The sequence below is a fragment of the Nostoc sp. DedQUE05 genome, from assembly GCF_034530955.1.
GTDB lineage: Bacteria > Cyanobacteriota > Cyanobacteriia > Cyanobacteriales > Nostocaceae > Nostoc.
On record NZ_JAVRCB010000071.1, the window covers coordinates 17410 to 32301 of the forward strand.

Genomic DNA, 14892 nt, shown 5'->3' on the forward strand with positions numbered 1-14892 from the left:
TGGTCAAGGCAAGAGACGGCGATTTATCGCGTCTTTGACGAGCAATAATTTTCATCAAAAAACCTTAACCGAACCGTATTGGATATCACTGATGATTAAGCTGTTGGTTTGGATCTTCCTGATTTGTTACCACAGGTGATGCTGCTGTCTCCACACTTTTTTCTTGGGCTTGTATTTCCAGTAGTTGGGGAATTGTCACAAATTTATAGCCTTGGGCTTTTAAACCTGCGATCATTTCTGGTAAAGCCTTGACAGATTTAGAACGGTTGCCGCCTCCATCGTGCAGCAGGACAATTGCACCGGGTTTTGCATATTTCAGCACATTTTTAACCAGCCCTGGAACTTGAGGCGAACGACGTTCAGCATCTCCCGATTGTTCTGACCACATCATGACAGCGTATTTCTCGTTTCTGGCATATTCGGCTAGCCCATTGTTCAGAAAGCCCCCAGGAGGACGAAATAGAGTAGTTTTCTCTCCAGTAGTCTTGTAGATGATTTCTGCTGTACGATCGATTTCACTAGCCGCAGTAGCTAAGTCCATATGACGATACCAATGATGCCATGTGTGATTACCAATTATGTGACCATCAGCAGCCACTTGCTTGGCAACTTGAGGAAAATATTTCACCATTTCCCCGATCATGAAGAATGTGGCTTTGATATCATTTTTCTTCAAGATTTCTAAAATCTGTGCTGTATTTTTGGGGCTGGGGCCATCATCAAAAGTTAGGGCAATAACTTTCTCATTCGGTTTTAGTTTCCCTTGATAAACGATTGCTCCCTGAAATGCCTTTGGCACTTCATTCATCTGTTCTGTAACTGGATTTATATTCTGTGCATCTGCACTCATCAACTTGTTATGACTCGCTTTAGCACTCTCGCTTTTTGGCTTGAGAATTCCTAACAAATGCTCAAATCCGCTTGTGGTTAAAAGCAAGCTGATACCTAAACTACTAGCACCAGTAACCAATAAAACAATTATTATTTTCAGTAACAAAGATAATTTACGACTAGACACATTAAATCTCCTCAAATATTAGTTATTGGGGATTGGTTTCTCCCTGATGTTCCCATACCTTATATCATGTCCGCGTGATTACTTATTAAACTGGAATTACCCGGACTTGATATTATTCCTAGCCTGTTGTAATTAATATATCTACTGCTGAAAGAAAAAAGAAAACAATAAAATACCTTGAAACATTCCAGCTAAAGGATGTCTCAATTTAGTTAGTACTAATTTGCCACCCAGATACCCTGAATAAAATAACACTCAGTAAATTTAGCTGACCAGTAGAGCCAGCAATGATAGCAGTATAACCGTAACCTGGAGAAATGCTAGGTAGTCGTTATTCACTATTTGCTTCGGGGAGGGGTTGGGGGTGGGGTGCTTTTACTACGGGGAATTTAACGGACATCATATCAGGTACAAGTTATATCATGTCCGGTTAATTAGTTATAATTTCCGTCATCTATGCAGAAACCGGAAAACCCTCTTTCCCCCTGCCCCCTGCCCCCTGCGTTCTTAATGATAAGTCTTTCACCGGACATGATATTATATCATGTCCGGTTAATTAGTTATAATTCCCGTAATCTATGCAGAAACGAGATAAATTCCTCTTTCTCCAACTAAGAAGCCCCCAGCAAGAACTGCGGGATTAATGATAAGTCTTTACCGGACACGATATTAGTTATGGGCGCATAGCTAGCTGTAAGCCCATACTTCACGCAATTGAAAACATGTATAGCAAGGGACTGGGGACTGGGTGAAAAGCCTTTTTGTGTCTAAATTTTATCATCTGTTAATGTCCTAACCATTTTGGCTGTTGCCATATAATTCAGTAGCGCCGAAAGTCAATACTGCGATACTACGAACAATGTTGTTTATTGATTGGTGTATGCTAATTACTTGTGGCTTGCCAGTGCTATGGCAACAATGAAGAGATGTTGGCTAGATGTCAAATCGAAGGGCAAATTTGCTTGGACTTTTAATTGAAGCGAGAACGTTGTTGACGACGTTGTTTGTGCCTAGCAATTGCTTTACGCTTCTCTTTTTCTATCGGCGTCTCAAAGTGACGCTTTTTTCTCATATCTTGGAAAATTCCTGCTTTAGAAACTTCCCGTTTAAATCTTCTCAAGGCTGATTCAATACCTTCATTCTCTCCTAGAACTACTTGTGTCATTCTCATTCCTCCTTAATATGGATGAATAGTTCAAGACTAGATACCAAATAAAATATTCCAGCAGAATGGAGCCTTTGGCTTTATCTGCTGGAGACTCTAAATGTGAAATTTTCAGGAATCGACTTAGTAGCGATTGTTGTTGCGGCGGGCATTATTACCGCCACCCCAGCTACCGCGAGAGGAGTTGCTTCTTTCCTCACGAGGTTTAGCTTTGTTCACTTTCAAATCACGTCCCATCCACTCAGCGCCATCAAGTGCATCAATGGCAGCTTGTTCTTGTGTGTCTGATTCCATTTCCACAAAAGCGAACCCACGCGGCCGGCCTGTTTCCCGATCTGTGGGGAGTTGAACACGGTTTACTGTTCCGTATTCTGCAAAAGCCTGCTTTAGGTCATCTTCTGTAACCTGATAGGACAGGTTTCCGACGTAAATTGACATAGAAATCTCCGAATTCAGGGAGTGTAGAGAGTTAAATTCGGAGAGACGGTTTTTAGAAATCAAAACGAGTTACTCAACCGAAAATAATCTTTATGTCCATGAGTGTAGCACAGCATTCAGCCTTTGAATATTGTCTGATAGTGAATTTTATTCACAAATCAAACCTTTAAGGACGGTTTGCAGACTTTCTAAAGACTGGCTTTTTTTCGGTTGTACTATATCAAGTTACACTTTTAATCGGAAATCGTAATTAACTCGCGATCGCCCAGATATTTAGTGTTTTCAAAATTAAGCTGTGGACTAACAGGTAAAGATTATTATTCGTAATCAGATTAATCATACCACGATCGACTGTTTTAAAAGCAAATTAAAGCAAATTAAAAAATATTCATCATCCAGTATCCCGTTAGCTATGGTCAAACTGCGCTAGGATACCTTCTGCTTTTTTACATAGTAATTCGTGATATTCACCATTACTAGCTAGCAAACCTCCCCATTGATTGATATCACCAGTGTTATACTCCAACGGAGTCCCGTCGAAGTGGGTAAATTTACCACCCGCTTCTGTTAAAATCAATTCTGGAGCGGCTATATCCCAGTCTTTGGGCGCAGACTTGCCGGAAAGGGAAATGTAGATATCTGCTTGTTGCTCGATAATGGTGGCGATTTTGCAGCCTACACTACCCACAGATTTCTGATTTTGACAGGGTAAATTTTGTAGCAGATGATCTAACCGTTGGTTGCGGTGAGAGCGACTAACGACTAAGATTAAATCCTCAATTCGTTTACCTGAAGACACTTGTAAAGGAACAGATTCGTTACAGGTTTCTACAAATGTACCCCCGCCTTTGGTAGCGTAATATAACTTTTGAGCCTCTGGTACTGCCACCACTGCCAACACTGGGCGTGTTTCTTTGACTAAAGCAATGTGAACTGCATAGTCGCCAGTTTTTTTGATAAAATCTCGCGTGCCATCCAAAGGGTCAATTATCCATACCCAAGGGGCAGAAGCCTGTATACCACTACTTGACGATTGATAAGTTTCTTCGCTGATGTAAGCAAAATCTTCGTTACCCAAAGTTGCTTGTAGCCTCTGCAAAATGTATTGACTTACAGCTACATCGGCAACAGTGACAGGCTCATTCTGCTTATATTGGATTTCTAAATCAGGGTCTTTTGCTGTGCCGTGGTAATACGATCGCAGTATATCTGCTGCGCCCCAACCTACCTCACGAGCGATCGCTAATATTTCTTGTAAATCTTTCATTAATTTGGCCTATCTAAAAATATGCATAACGTGATTAGGGGCGCACAGCGATACTTAGTTTAACTAATTACAAATTACGAATTACGAATTACGAATTATCTTAAATCCATCCAGCGCCGAGTACCAAAAAATTTACAGGAATCAGCAGCAATATTAGCTGCCAGTGCCAGTGCATCAGTAAAGCTTTGGCTTAAAATGTAATGACAAAAAGCACCGTGGAAAATATCTCCAGCCCCTAACGTATCAACTGCTTGAATCTGCGGCACATCTACGATACCAGTTTTAGTGCCACTCAAGTATTCAATTGGTTCTTGTCCGTGGGTAATGGCGATATGAGGAATGTCAAATCCACTGAGATAGCTAAATACGTCTTCTCCAGTCTGGCAGTTGGGGGGATAAAAATTAGCTGAACAGATAGCGTAATCTACAAACGGTAGAATTTGCTCAAATCCAGGCTTCCAACTACCACCATCGATCGCTACTGGGATATTATTGGCTTTAGCCATTTGAGCTATGGAATCACCAACCACCATCTGATGTCCATCAATCAGTACGATATCGACATTCTGCAAAATATCTGGCGGGATAGAGGCGCTGCTAGCTTGAGTTTTGACAGCATTGATCGAAACCACAGCGCGTTCACCTGTAGCTTGAGTGACAATAATCGAAGATACAGGCGGTACTAAATCAGTAGTAGGCTCAAGGTCTGCGATCGCAACTTTGTAATTTGCCAAGTCATCTCGAATCAGCTGCGTCATTGGGTGAGAACCTACTACACCTAAGACTGTAGACTGATTTCCTAAATAATTGAAAGTTACAGCCGCGTTTGTTGCTGGGCCCCCTGCCGCTACAGTATAGTCAGTAGCGACAATCTTCTGATTATTCTTAGGGGGAGAGTCAGCAAGGTAAATCAAATCTAAAGTTACTAAACCTACAAATAATCCACGATTCATCTGCTCTTTCGTTCAAAATTCAATTGGAGAATTCTGGCTCACTTCGACTCCTTTCGACTTCGCTCAAGGCAAGTCGCTCAGTGACCTCCTGACTCCTGAATTCTTTCTTGGTAAATGGATATGGCTCTTGGCGACTGACAACTTCGATTACTGTCTTTAACCAATCAATATAAGTTTCTTCTCTTCGGATGATCAACTCCAGCACCAGCCTTTGCATCACCTGGTTGCGGTTGGCAGATTCATCACCGATTGATGGCAAATCGATGGTTTCACATTCAGCCAGCTTTTTGCTTCGAGCCGCTAATTGTTGCTTTAGTAGGTCAATGATGGTTTCATTCGACAACTGATCTGCAAAATGCAACTGGACGAGTAAAGGTTCTCTAATAGTCGGTAAGGGCTGATGAATCCCTAGCCATCGCCTAAATTCCGCTTTCCCTAGCTCCGTCACACTGTAGACTTTGCGGTTGGGGCGATCGTGTTGAATCTCAATGTTACAGGTAATCCAGCCTTGCTCAACTAGCTTATCGAGAGTTCTGTAAATTTGTGCCTGATCTGCTGGCCATAAATGGGCAATGCATTGATCGAAGCAGCTCGTTTTGAGGTCGTAGCCCGTCATTTCTTGCTGCTGAAGAAGACCTAAAATTACATTTGCTAGCGACATGAAGATGGTTTTCCCATAATTGATATTTTCTCGCTCGGTTCTACACTGTGTACTTCTTATAATTTTATGCTAATATATGATTAATCAGATATAAGACATAACGGTTATAAAAAGATATGCTCATTATAATGCTTCTTAGCAAGGAAACCAAATAGATAAAAAACTCCATTCACCAGGGCATGGGGGAGAAGAAGGGAATAGGTTAAAGGTTACAGGGTACAGATTATTCCCTATCACCTGTTATCTGTCACTTCTTCCCCAATCCCAATACCCAATTCTCAATGCTTAGAAATTACTTAAGCCATTGAAGACTATTGTAACGAGAGGATAAGTAACATTGACTTCTAACACACTTACAGAAAGAATACGTCAGCATCAATATCTGCGTGATTTACGAAACAAATTACTCCACCTTCACAAGATGTTGCTGGAGACAGAACGCATTGCCTACGAACAGATTAGCGGACGAGTATCAAGTGCAGAACTTCTTCAGCTAGTTATCGCTCACGAACAATTTGCTTGGCTACATCGCATTTCTGAGATGGTTGTGCAAGTTGATGAAATGCTCCAAGCAGATGAACCGATATTGTTGGACGATTTCCAAAAATTGATTGCTGATGCCCGTACACTCATTGTACCGTTAGAGACCGGTAATACCTTTGAGAGAAAGTATTACAACGCTCTCCAGCGCGAACCTGGTGCTGTGTTGGCACACGCGGAGATATCCAAATTTCTCACGTCTAAGGTTTGATTGCTAATTTACCCAAACAGTGCTGAGTATAAAAGTAAGAATTGTACTCAGCACTTGGGCACTCATCAACCAACTGCCACCAAAGGCTGAGGTATTTTGGCTTTATGGCATATCGATTGTCCTGTCACGTCGATTAATGACTAACGATCCATTCGCACCAGTTATCGGACAACAGCAAGCCATAGAATTACTCACTCAGGCTGTCAGACAAAACCGGGTTCCTCCAGCCTACTTATTTGTGGGGCCAGATGGTGTAGGCAGGAGTTTAGCAGCCAGATGCTTTGTGGAATTGCTATTTTCTAATGGGATGGGAGTTACTGCATCTTTACAAAACCGTTTGCGTCAGGGGAACCATCCAGCTTTATTGTGGGTGGAACCAACGTACCAATATCAGGGACAACGATTAACAGCAGCAGAAGCAGCCGAAAAAGGACTGAAGCGTAAAGCACCGCCTGTAATTAGACTAGAGCAAATTCGGGAAATTACCGAGTTTTTAGGTCGTCCGCCTTTAGAAGCGCCAAGGAATGTGGTAGTGCTGGAAGAAGCCCAAACAATGGCTGAAGCCGCAGCCAATGCTTTACTTAAAACCTTGGAAGAACCGGGACAAGCAACGTTAATTTTGATTGCACCGACACTTGAATCTGTGTTGCCGACTTTGGTATCACGCTGTCAACGCATTCCTTTTTATCGCTTAAATGCACAGTCTTTAGCTGTTGTACTCACACAAACAGGGCATCAGGAAATTTTGCAAAATCAGGCAGTATTGAGCATAGCAGCTGGTAGTGCGGGAAGTGCGATCGCATCTTACAAGCAATTACAAGCTATTCCTGATGAGTTACTCGGAGACTTGAAAAAAGCGCCTAAATCTTACCGTAACGCCTTAGAGTTAGCCAAAAAAATTGATAAGGATTTAGATACAGAAGCACAACTGTGGTTAGTTGATTATCTTCAGCAATTTTACTGGCAGCAGTGGCATCAACCTAGTATCATTAACCAGCTAGAAGAATCTCGAAAATACTTGCTTGCTTACGCTCAACCGCGACTAGTTTGGGAATGTCTGCTTTTATCTGTGTATCAAAAATCAAATTCTATTTCTTCTACTCATCGCTGAGTGCGATTGTATTTCTATAGTTCCTCATCAAAGCCTCAGTACAATATTTAATTAATTCGTAGCAAAATAAATTAGGTAAAAACTCTGCGTTACTTTGCGTTTACTTTGCGTCCCTCTGCGTTTCAAAATATTACAATGTCTAGTTCATCCTCTATCGTCAAGTTCATAGCGAGTGAAGGTATTGTAATAAAAGCGATTCCTGGATAAAACAAAAAGTTTATATGACCTCAGTTTCTCCTCACAAAAAAGCCAGAGCCTTAAAACCTACTAGCCGCCGCCCAGCCAAAGAACTCTGTAGCGAGTGTGGGCTATGCGATACATATTATATTCACTATGTCAAGGAAGCTTGCGCTTTTATTAATCAGCAAATAGGCGAACTTGAAGAAGAAACACACACGCGATCGCGCCATCTTGAAAACCCCGATGAACTCTACTTTGGCGTTCATCAAGACATGATAGCGGCCAAGAAACAGCAGCCCATCGAAGGCGCACAATGGACGGGTATTGTGAGCAGCATTGCCATTGAAATGCTGAATCGCGGCTTAGTTGAAGGTGTAGTCTGCGTGCAAAACACCAAAGAAGACCGCTTTCAACCGATGCCCGTCATCGCCCGGACTCCAGAAGAAATACTAGCAGCACGAGTAAATAAACCAACACTTTCTCCGAACCTTTCCATATTAGAACAGGTGGAAAAATCGGGAATGAAGCGGCTGTTGGTAATTGGTGTTGGTTGCCAAATTCAGGCATTACGAGCCGTAGAAAAACAACTTGGTTTAGAAAAGCTGTATGTTTTGGGTACGCCCTGCGTAGATAATGTTAACCGCGCCGGACTGCAAAAATTCTTAGAAACCACCAGCCGATCGCCTGATACAGTTGTGCATTACGAATTTATGCAAGACTTTCGGGTTCACTTCAAACATGAAGATGGCTCATCAGAAACCGTGCCTTTCTTTGGCTTGAAGACTAACAAACTCAAAGATGTGTTTGCCCCATCCTGTATGAGTTGCTTTGATTACGTCAACTCCCTAGCCGACTTAGTTGTTGGTTACATGGGCGCAGCCTTCGGCTGGCAATGGATTGTAGTTAGAAATGACACTGGTAAGGAAATGCTAGATTTAGTGAAAGACCAGTTAGACACCCAACCAGTAACGTCTAAAGGCAACCGAAAAGAAGCCGTACAACAAAGTATTCCCGCTTACGATAAAGGCGTTACCCTGCCGATGTGGGCAGCAAAACTGATGGGTGTGGTAATCGAAAAAATCGGCCCCAAGGGTCTAGAATATGCGCGATTTTCCATTGATTCTCACTTTACCCGGAATTATTTGTATGTAAAGCGAAATCATCCAGAGAAATTAGAAGCGCACGTTCCAGAGTTTGCCAAGCGTATTGTGGGGCAATATAAATTACCAGAATAGAAGAGGGATTGGGGACTGGGGATTGGGTATTGGGGATTGGGCATTGGGCAAAACAGTGTTGAGTAATGAGTAATGAGTGCTGAGTTAGGAGTTATTCTCCCCCTGCTCCCCTGCTCCCCTGCTCCCCTGCTCCCCTGCTCCCCTGCTCCCTCTCACTGCTGACTCAACTCGATAATATTCCCATCCGGGTCTTGAGTGAACAGGGCAGCGCGACCGGAAGCGCTAGCTTGAATGGGATAATTATGATTGAGGAATTCCTGTTTGGCGGCGTTTAAGTCAGTTACAGTGAAGGCGACGTGGGGATTACGTCCCCATTTTTGGTTTGGGTTTTCCGTGGGGACAGTGGTTGAAACTATCAGGTGAATTTGATAGTCACCGACTTGATACCATGCACCAGGGTAGTTTAGAGAACGATCTATTTTGGATAATCCCAATACTTTGCCATAAAAATGTTCAGAGCGTTCTAAGTCAGTCACAAGAATCGCTGTATGGAGACTTTGAGTAATCTGCATTGTTAATAAGATGTTAGTAAGATGCGATCGCGTTTATTTAGATTTTGGCGTAGTTTGAACTCTTTCGATGAGCTAAAGCATCATCTAAAATATCATTAATTGCATTTGCAATCAGCTATCATAAGGAGTTAACCAGATATTTATTAACAGAGGAATCGCCAATTAGAGACTTGATATCAAAACTAAACAGTTAAAAGTTCTTTATATGCTCAAAATTTCTAACCTTAACGTTTATTACGGCGAAAGCCATATTCTCCGCAACGTAGATTTGAGCGTACCATCTGGGCAAATGGTTTGCCTAATTGGACGCAATGGTGTCGGAAAAACTACCTTACTCAAAACTATCATGGGTTTACTCAAACCCCGCAGCGGTACTATTAATTTAGCTGAAGAATTAATCAACTCCAAATCTCCAGACCAAAGGGCAAAGTTGGGAATTGGTTATGTCCCCCAAGGACGAGAGATTATCCCTCGGTTGACAGTTAAAGAAAATCTACTGCTGGGGTTGGAAGCTAGACGCAAACCAGTAAAAAAAGCAGAAATTTCAGAGGAAGTTTTTAGTTTATTTCCGGTGTTAAAAACCATGCTTTCGCGGATGGGTGGTGATTTAAGTGGAGGACAGCAGCAACAATTAGCGATCGCACGTGCTTTAATGGGAGAACCTCAATTACTTGTTTTAGATGAACCCACCGAAGGTATTCAACCCTCCATCATCCTAGAAATTGAAGCCGCAGTCCGTCGTATCGTCGAAACCACAGGTATTTCGGTGTTATTAGTAGAGCAACATTTACACTTTGTTCGTCAGGCGGATTACTATTACGCTATGCAAAAAGGTGGTATTGTCGCCTCCGGTTCCACCACCGAACTCAGCCAAGATGTGATTCAGCGCTTTTTAGCTGTTTAATTTTTGATACTTCTATATCAATTGTGTCGGCAGCAATCAAGTCTGCCGCTTCTTGCAAAAGCTGATGTTGTTCCTTTTGAATTGCTTCCAAACGACTAGAAATTTCTGCTAATCGTTGTTGTTTATTTGGTTGAAAACTTTCAGGTAGTAAAGGCGGATTATCAGTTGTTTTGGTACTTGTGATTCTTTGAACGGCAAAACTTCCAACTTTAGTTAAGGATAAAAAACTAACTTTAATCAAAGCCTGAAGCAATTTTAATGGAACTTTGAGTATTGACCAACTAGCTGTTTCAATTAAGCGGACAATTGCTTTGATGATGCTCCAAAGTAGAGCAAGTGCAAACAGCAAAATTACTACACTAATAATTGGGTGATTAGCTCCCCAACCTAGTATTTGAACTAACCGAAAAAATATCGGGTGTTGTGTCAACCAATCACTTACATAAGATGCGATCGCATCTTTAACTGCGCCCGATGTTGTACTCTTAAATTTATCAGCAGTTTGCCAAGTTTGCTCTAAACTTGTTGTGACTGTATCAATTGCTCTATCAGTTGTAGTAGTGGCTGTTGTCTTCAAAGACTCACCAGCTTGTTGCGCTGAGTTACTTAGAGAGTTAACGCCCCCGCCCACAAAATCTTTCACACTTTGCAAGCGTTGTAAAACTCCGTTAGGCAAATGTATGTTTATTTGGGATGTCATAAAACATTTTACCGAGGTTGAAATCTAACCCGCAATCCATCTTTCGGGCGATTAGTGGGAACTACAACTTCCTCTAAACTTTGATTGGGTAATATCTCCCAATGATAATTGCGTAGAAGATGAGCAGCAACAATCTTCATTTCCATTTTGGCAAAGGCTAGGCCAATACAGATGCGCGGCCCACCGCCAAAACCAACTAAACTAAAAGGATACTTTTTGTTTTCTTGGCGCTGGGGACTGAAACGGTCTGGCTCAAATCGGTCTGGTTCAGAATAAATTTCTTCAATTCGGTGAGTAACTCCAATTGAATAGTATAACTGCCAACCAGCAGGAACGTGATAACCTTTAAACTCAAAGTCTTTAATCACACCACGAAACCCGCCTCCGACAGGTTGATGCAATCTTTCAACTTCCCACAAAACCTGCTCTAAATAGGGCATTTTCCCTAATTGTTCTAAATCCAAATTACCTTTACTTGCAAGTTGCAATTGTTCAACTCTTGCTTTTTCGAGTACTTCTGGATGACGGGCTAACTCTACACCCAACCAAGTCAGCATCGAAGTAGTAGTTTCATGTCCAGCAAATAGTAATAGTAACGCCTGAGCGATGAGTTCTTTTTCACTCATCCGGTTCCCTTCTTCATCTTGGGCTTGCACTAATAAACTCAGAGCATCTTTTGTCGGATTTTGCTGACGTTCTCTAACAACTTCAGTTAGATGCTCTAAAATCTGATTGCGAGCAGCTATAGCTTTACCAAATGTTGTAAATGGCAAGGGCAACGGATTAATCGCAAACAGTCCATTTGTCATGGCTGCAAACAATTTGCTAAAACGCACACATTCAGGGCCAGGACGCGTACCCAACAACAATTGACTGGCAATATCAAACGTCAGTTGTTTAAATTCTTGGAACCAAGTAAATTCCTGCTGCTTCTCCCACTTTTGCAGATAACTACGTGTAATATCTTCCATTGTGGAGACATAATTCGCCAATGCTGGGCCATGCAATGCTGGCATCATCAAGCGACGGTTTCTGCGGTGTTCTTCTCCATCTTGCAGAAAAAGTGATTCACCCAGTAATGTCTTGAAATTATCAGGCCATCCCTCGCGCCAAGAAAAATTCTCCATTTGGCTTGACAAAACCAACTCTAATGCTTCCGGCCCGACCATCACTACAGTCGGTCTGCCAAGAAGATGAGTTTTGAAGATGGGCCCATACTGGCGATAGCGCTTTTTAGCGAAATTGCGGTCGAAAATAAAGGAGGGTGTTTCACCTAATACAGGTATACCAAAGCTTCCAGGAGGAAATTGCTGACTTTTCATATCTCTAAGGGTAGCTATAAAAAAGTTAACACGATATTCCAACTCTGCTGCGTTAGCAAAGCTCGCCGTAGGCATCGCAGTACCCCAAAATATTCTTAGTATAGTAAGGGACTGGGGACTGGGGACTGGGGATGGTGGGGCCCCTGAAGGGGATAAGGGGTAATGGGGACTGGGTGAAAAGTCTTTTTGTATCTAAGTTTTATCATCTGTTGATGTCCTAATGACTAAGGCTTTTGCTATACTTTCAAATGTCTTTGTTTCTTGCACCAATAACTCAAAACCTGTCATCTGTCATTACATTTCTTCAGATGACATAATAAATTTACAGAAATTTAATATTACTTTTTATTCAATAAAATTGCTGAACGTTAAGATGTTGTGGATCTATTGAAAGAAAAGTAAAAATTCTATGCATCTGGATTTGCCACAACTGATTAAATCACTTGGCTATTTTGGGGTCTGGGCGATTGTCTTTGCTGAATCTGGCTTGTTAATTGGTTTTTTTCTGCCTGGGGATAGCTTATTGTTCACTGCTGGATTTGTCGCGTCTCAGAATTTATTGAACATTTGGGTTCTGATAATTGGTGCTTTTATTTGTGCAGTCTTAGGTGACAATGTTGGCTATGTGACTGGGCATAAATTTGGCAGAAGATTATTTAATAAGGAAGATTCATGGCTGTTTCATAAAAAACATCTTGTGAAAACTCAGAACTTTTATCACCAGCACGGTAAAAAAACGATTGTTTTGGCACGCTTTTTACCCATTGTACGCACTTTCGCGCCCATCGTGGCTGGGATTGGTGCAATGCATTATCGCACATTTATGTCTTACAACTTAATTGGTGGTTTTCTTTGGACATTTGGCATTACCCTATTAGGGTTTTTCTTAGGAAAATCTCTGCCACCTGAACAGGTAGATAAGTATTTGTTACCAATTATTGGATTAATTATAGTTATTTCTTTAGTACCATCGATTCTTCATTTCGTACAAGAAAATAGAGCAAACAAAAGTTGAAATATCTTTGGTATTTTGTGTAGATATAATGACCGAATAATTCGTAATTCATAATTCATAATTCGTAGTTAAAAATTTATGAATTAGGAATTAATTATTAATTAATGAGATTGAGGGTACAAGCTCCTAATTTTAATTATGAAAAAGAAAAAGTTTATTCCTTTTTCAAGCCTCTCCATTCATGGATGGGGTAACAATTACGAATTACGAATTACGAATTACGAATTGGAGCAAAGCGACTTGACACATAAACATCAGAGTTTGATAATACCCTCATGATTTCCTTAAACATCAACCTGTATCTGTTCCTAGAAAATCTCCTCTTTTTCCTTATTGCCACACTTTTTATTGTAGTTGTGAACTGGGGGTGGAAAAACACAAAGCCTTATACTCTACCTTTACCATTTCCCGGTTGGTATAAAATCTGGTTTGGCTCGGTGCAACTGCTAGCAATAGTGCCGCCCTTAGTGGTCATGTTATTGTGGGGTGTATGGTGGGGCGATCGCACGGTGTTAACTGTGCTTGCTTGGTATTTTATCGTTTTAGGGTTGCAAATCATTTCAGAAAGAGTGACACTCAGGCAGTTGCAAAATGTTGTCTGGGTGATGGTTCCTTATATATATCTGCCTTACCGCTTCTGGCAGTTGTATGAGGGTTTGACACTTTTGGATTCTACAAGCGAGTTGCAGTGGGTACGATATGTATTGATTTTTGAATTGGTGATGTGGATTGTTAACTACGCTATAGATGTATCTCAATTGCCGCGGCTGTTTCGTTGGGAAGTACAATCAAATGACGCTAGCTAGGGATTAATCGCAGAATTAGCCATTTTTACTAAAGAAGTGCGATCGCCTGCTTTCAATCCAAAAACATATTGCACACCCTGTTGTCTCCAAGTCAAGGTAGCATCTGAGCAACCAGCACCACAAGTAAAATCTACAAAATAGCCAGTAATTCCCTTAGCTAAGGATACACGTTTCCCAGTCAGGCTGGGTGTTTTGCGGGTTACGGCTTCAGCAGAAACAACGCCTAAACGACAGGCAGAAGCACCATTACAGTCTGGACTATAACCCAGTAAAATATCATACTTTTTTTGCGTAGCAGCTTCTATAGTTGCGTAAATTGGATTTTCCCCATCCGACTCAGGAATAAACTTCGGTAAAAGAATCCGAATTTGAGTTTTTTGCTTTAATTTAGGCAGAATAGATTTAAAAACTGGGTTTGGCTGAGTTTTACTCTGCTGTGCTATTATTTGGGACTGATTGTTTATATTGGCTATAGCTGACTTGTGAAAACTGCTGACACTGACTAATAAAAATATGGCACACACAGCACTGGTATTTTTAAAGCTTAAAATCATCTTGAAAACCTTTTTCATCTAAAGTATTTATTTGTAATACCCAGTTTGAGTATAAAACTACGCATTTAACAGATAAAGCGATCGCTGGGAATAAGAAATACAAAATTACGCCGTATGATTGCAACACGAGCTTAAATCATCAGCTAAACTGAAAGCGCTTTCTTTATCAACGTCATAACCGGAATCAACTTAGATAACTTCGTTTAGGGACTGACAAATAAAAAAATATACAACTTTTCTTGTGGGGTGGGCGTCTCGCCATTGGTGTCAAGTTAAGGCAGATGCCCAAATGTCAAGTGA

15 protein-coding genes and 1 pseudogene are annotated in these 14892 nt (G+C 41.3%); 6 read left to right on the forward strand and 10 right to left on the reverse strand.

Annotation, left to right across the window (positions count from 1 at the left end):
* Nucleotides 1-85: 85 nt before the first annotated feature.
* From RMZ42_RS32765 to RMZ42_RS32790, 6 genes and pseudogenes are all read right to left on the reverse strand, one after another.
* Complete coding sequence (locus tag RMZ42_RS32765) at nucleotides 86-1018, reverse strand: polysaccharide deacetylase family protein (RefSeq protein ID WP_322675343.1); 933 nt, start codon at nucleotides 1016-1018, stop codon at nucleotides 86-88.
* A gap of 970 nt (nucleotides 1019-1988) precedes the next feature.
* Nucleotides 1989-2183, reverse strand: a complete 195-nt coding sequence (gene rpsU / locus RMZ42_RS32770; protein WP_069073011.1) for a 30S ribosomal protein S21 — start codon at nucleotides 2181-2183, stop codon at nucleotides 1989-1991.
* Between the two features lie 123 nt (nucleotides 2184-2306).
* Nucleotides 2307-2621: an RNA recognition motif domain-containing protein gene (locus RMZ42_RS32775; protein ID WP_292779617.1), complete on the reverse strand. Its 315-nt coding sequence runs from the start codon at nucleotides 2619-2621 to the stop codon at nucleotides 2307-2309.
* A 406-nt stretch (nucleotides 2622-3027) separates the two neighbouring features.
* On the reverse strand, nucleotides 3028-3888 hold the full coding sequence (locus RMZ42_RS32780) for a 3'(2'),5'-bisphosphate nucleotidase CysQ (RefSeq protein WP_322675344.1): 861 nt from the start codon (nucleotides 3886-3888) through the stop codon (nucleotides 3028-3030).
* 95 nt (nucleotides 3889-3983) lie between these two features.
* A complete protein-coding gene (locus tag RMZ42_RS32785; protein ID WP_322675345.1) occupies nucleotides 3984-4841 on the reverse strand; it encodes a sugar kinase in 858 nt (285 codons plus the stop codon).
* 127 nt (nucleotides 4842-4968) lie between these two features.
* Nucleotides 4969-5502 (reverse strand): annotated as a pseudogene (locus RMZ42_RS32790) (PadR family transcriptional regulator); the annotation flags it as partial.
* 337 nt (nucleotides 5503-5839) lie between these two features.
* Between RMZ42_RS32790 and RMZ42_RS32795 the strand changes: the two are divergent.
* The 3 genes from RMZ42_RS32795 (at nucleotide 5840) to RMZ42_RS32805 (ending at nucleotide 8779) form a co-directional block, all read left to right on the forward strand.
* Entirely contained in the window at nucleotides 5840-6253 is a 414-nt protein-coding gene (locus RMZ42_RS32795) for a hypothetical protein (RefSeq protein ID WP_322675346.1), read from the forward strand.
* Between the two features lie 136 nt (nucleotides 6254-6389).
* A complete protein-coding gene (locus RMZ42_RS32800) occupies nucleotides 6390-7364 on the forward strand; it encodes a DNA polymerase III subunit delta' (protein ID WP_322675353.1) in 975 nt (324 codons plus the stop codon).
* 221 nt (nucleotides 7365-7585) lie between these two features.
* A complete protein-coding gene (locus tag RMZ42_RS32805) occupies nucleotides 7586-8779 on the forward strand; it encodes a Coenzyme F420 hydrogenase/dehydrogenase, beta subunit C-terminal domain (RefSeq protein WP_322675347.1) in 1194 nt (397 codons plus the stop codon).
* Nucleotides 8780-8931: 152 nt separating this feature from the next.
* Here the strand turns inward: RMZ42_RS32805 and RMZ42_RS32810 are convergent, their stop codons facing one another.
* Entirely contained in the window at nucleotides 8932-9291 is a 360-nt protein-coding gene (locus tag RMZ42_RS32810; protein ID WP_322675348.1) for a VOC family protein, read from the reverse strand.
* A gap of 205 nt (nucleotides 9292-9496) precedes the next feature.
* On the opposite strand from RMZ42_RS32810, the gene urtE reads away from it, so the two are divergent.
* The gene (urtE, locus tag RMZ42_RS32815; protein ID WP_099101646.1) at nucleotides 9497-10195 is read left to right on the forward strand and encodes an urea ABC transporter ATP-binding subunit UrtE; all 699 of its coding nucleotides are present in this window, start codon (nucleotides 9497-9499) and stop codon (nucleotides 10193-10195) included.
* On the opposite strand, the gene RMZ42_RS32820 is transcribed toward urtE, so the two are convergent.
* The gene (locus RMZ42_RS32820; protein ID WP_322675349.1) at nucleotides 10158-10895 is read right to left on the reverse strand and encodes a hypothetical protein; all 738 of its coding nucleotides are present in this window, start codon (nucleotides 10893-10895) and stop codon (nucleotides 10158-10160) included. The two genes, urtE and RMZ42_RS32820, sit on opposite strands and share 38 nt — an antisense overlap.
* 8 nt (nucleotides 10896-10903) lie before the next feature.
* Nucleotides 10904-12217 carry a cytochrome P450 gene (locus RMZ42_RS32825; protein ID WP_322675354.1) on the reverse strand — a complete coding sequence of 438 codons (1314 nt, stop codon included), beginning with the start codon at nucleotides 12215-12217 and terminating at the stop codon, nucleotides 10904-10906.
* 409 nt (nucleotides 12218-12626) lie between these two features.
* Between RMZ42_RS32825 and RMZ42_RS32830 the strand changes: the two genes are divergently transcribed.
* Nucleotides 12627-13232: a DedA family protein gene (locus tag RMZ42_RS32830; protein WP_322675350.1), complete on the forward strand. Its 606-nt coding sequence runs from the start codon at nucleotides 12627-12629 to the stop codon at nucleotides 13230-13232.
* Between the two features lie 275 nt (nucleotides 13233-13507).
* Nucleotides 13508-14038, forward strand: a complete 531-nt coding sequence (locus tag RMZ42_RS32835) for a hypothetical protein (RefSeq protein WP_322675351.1) — start codon at nucleotides 13508-13510, stop codon at nucleotides 14036-14038.
* Here RMZ42_RS32835 and RMZ42_RS32840 read toward each other — a convergent pair.
* Entirely contained in the window at nucleotides 14035-14592 is a 558-nt protein-coding gene (locus RMZ42_RS32840; RefSeq protein ID WP_322675352.1) for a hypothetical protein, read from the reverse strand. The genes RMZ42_RS32835 and RMZ42_RS32840 overlap by 4 nt on opposite strands.
* Between the last annotated feature and the right edge of the window lie 300 nt (nucleotides 14593-14892).

Excerpts from the sequence above, each read along its gene's own strand:
- rpsU (WP_069073011.1), bottom strand. The coding sequence starts at position 2,183 with ATGACACAAGTAGTTCTAGGAGAGAATGAAGGTATTGAATCAGCCTTG.
- RMZ42_RS32775 (WP_292779617.1), bottom strand. The coding sequence starts at position 2,621 with ATGTCAATTTACGTCGGAAACCTGTCCTATCAGGTTACAGAAGATGAC.
- RMZ42_RS32810 (WP_322675348.1), bottom strand. The coding sequence starts at position 9,291 with ATGCAGATTACTCAAAGTCTCCATACAGCGATTCTTGTGACTGACTTA.
- RMZ42_RS32785 (WP_322675345.1), bottom strand. The coding sequence starts at position 4,841 with ATGAATCGTGGATTATTTGTAGGTTTAGTAACTTTAGATTTGATTTAC.
- RMZ42_RS32780 (WP_322675344.1), bottom strand. The coding sequence starts at position 3,888 with ATGAAAGATTTACAAGAAATATTAGCGATCGCTCGTGAGGTAGGTTGG.
- RMZ42_RS32840 (WP_322675352.1), bottom strand. The coding sequence starts at position 14,592 with ATGATTTTAAGCTTTAAAAATACCAGTGCTGTGTGTGCCATATTTTTA.
- RMZ42_RS32820 (WP_322675349.1), bottom strand. The coding sequence starts at position 10,895 with ATGACATCCCAAATAAACATACATTTGCCTAACGGAGTTTTACAACGC.
- RMZ42_RS32800 (WP_322675353.1), top strand. The coding sequence starts at position 6,390 with ATGACTAACGATCCATTCGCACCAGTTATCGGACAACAGCAAGCCATA.
- RMZ42_RS32805 (WP_322675347.1), top strand. The coding sequence starts at position 7,586 with ATGACCTCAGTTTCTCCTCACAAAAAAGCCAGAGCCTTAAAACCTACT.
- urtE (WP_099101646.1), top strand. The coding sequence starts at position 9,497 with ATGCTCAAAATTTCTAACCTTAACGTTTATTACGGCGAAAGCCATATT.
- RMZ42_RS32825 (WP_322675354.1), bottom strand. The coding sequence starts at position 12,217 with ATGAAAAGTCAGCAATTTCCTCCTGGAAGCTTTGGTATACCTGTATTA.
- RMZ42_RS32830 (WP_322675350.1), top strand. The coding sequence starts at position 12,627 with ATGCATCTGGATTTGCCACAACTGATTAAATCACTTGGCTATTTTGGG.
- RMZ42_RS32835 (WP_322675351.1), top strand. The coding sequence starts at position 13,508 with ATGATTTCCTTAAACATCAACCTGTATCTGTTCCTAGAAAATCTCCTC.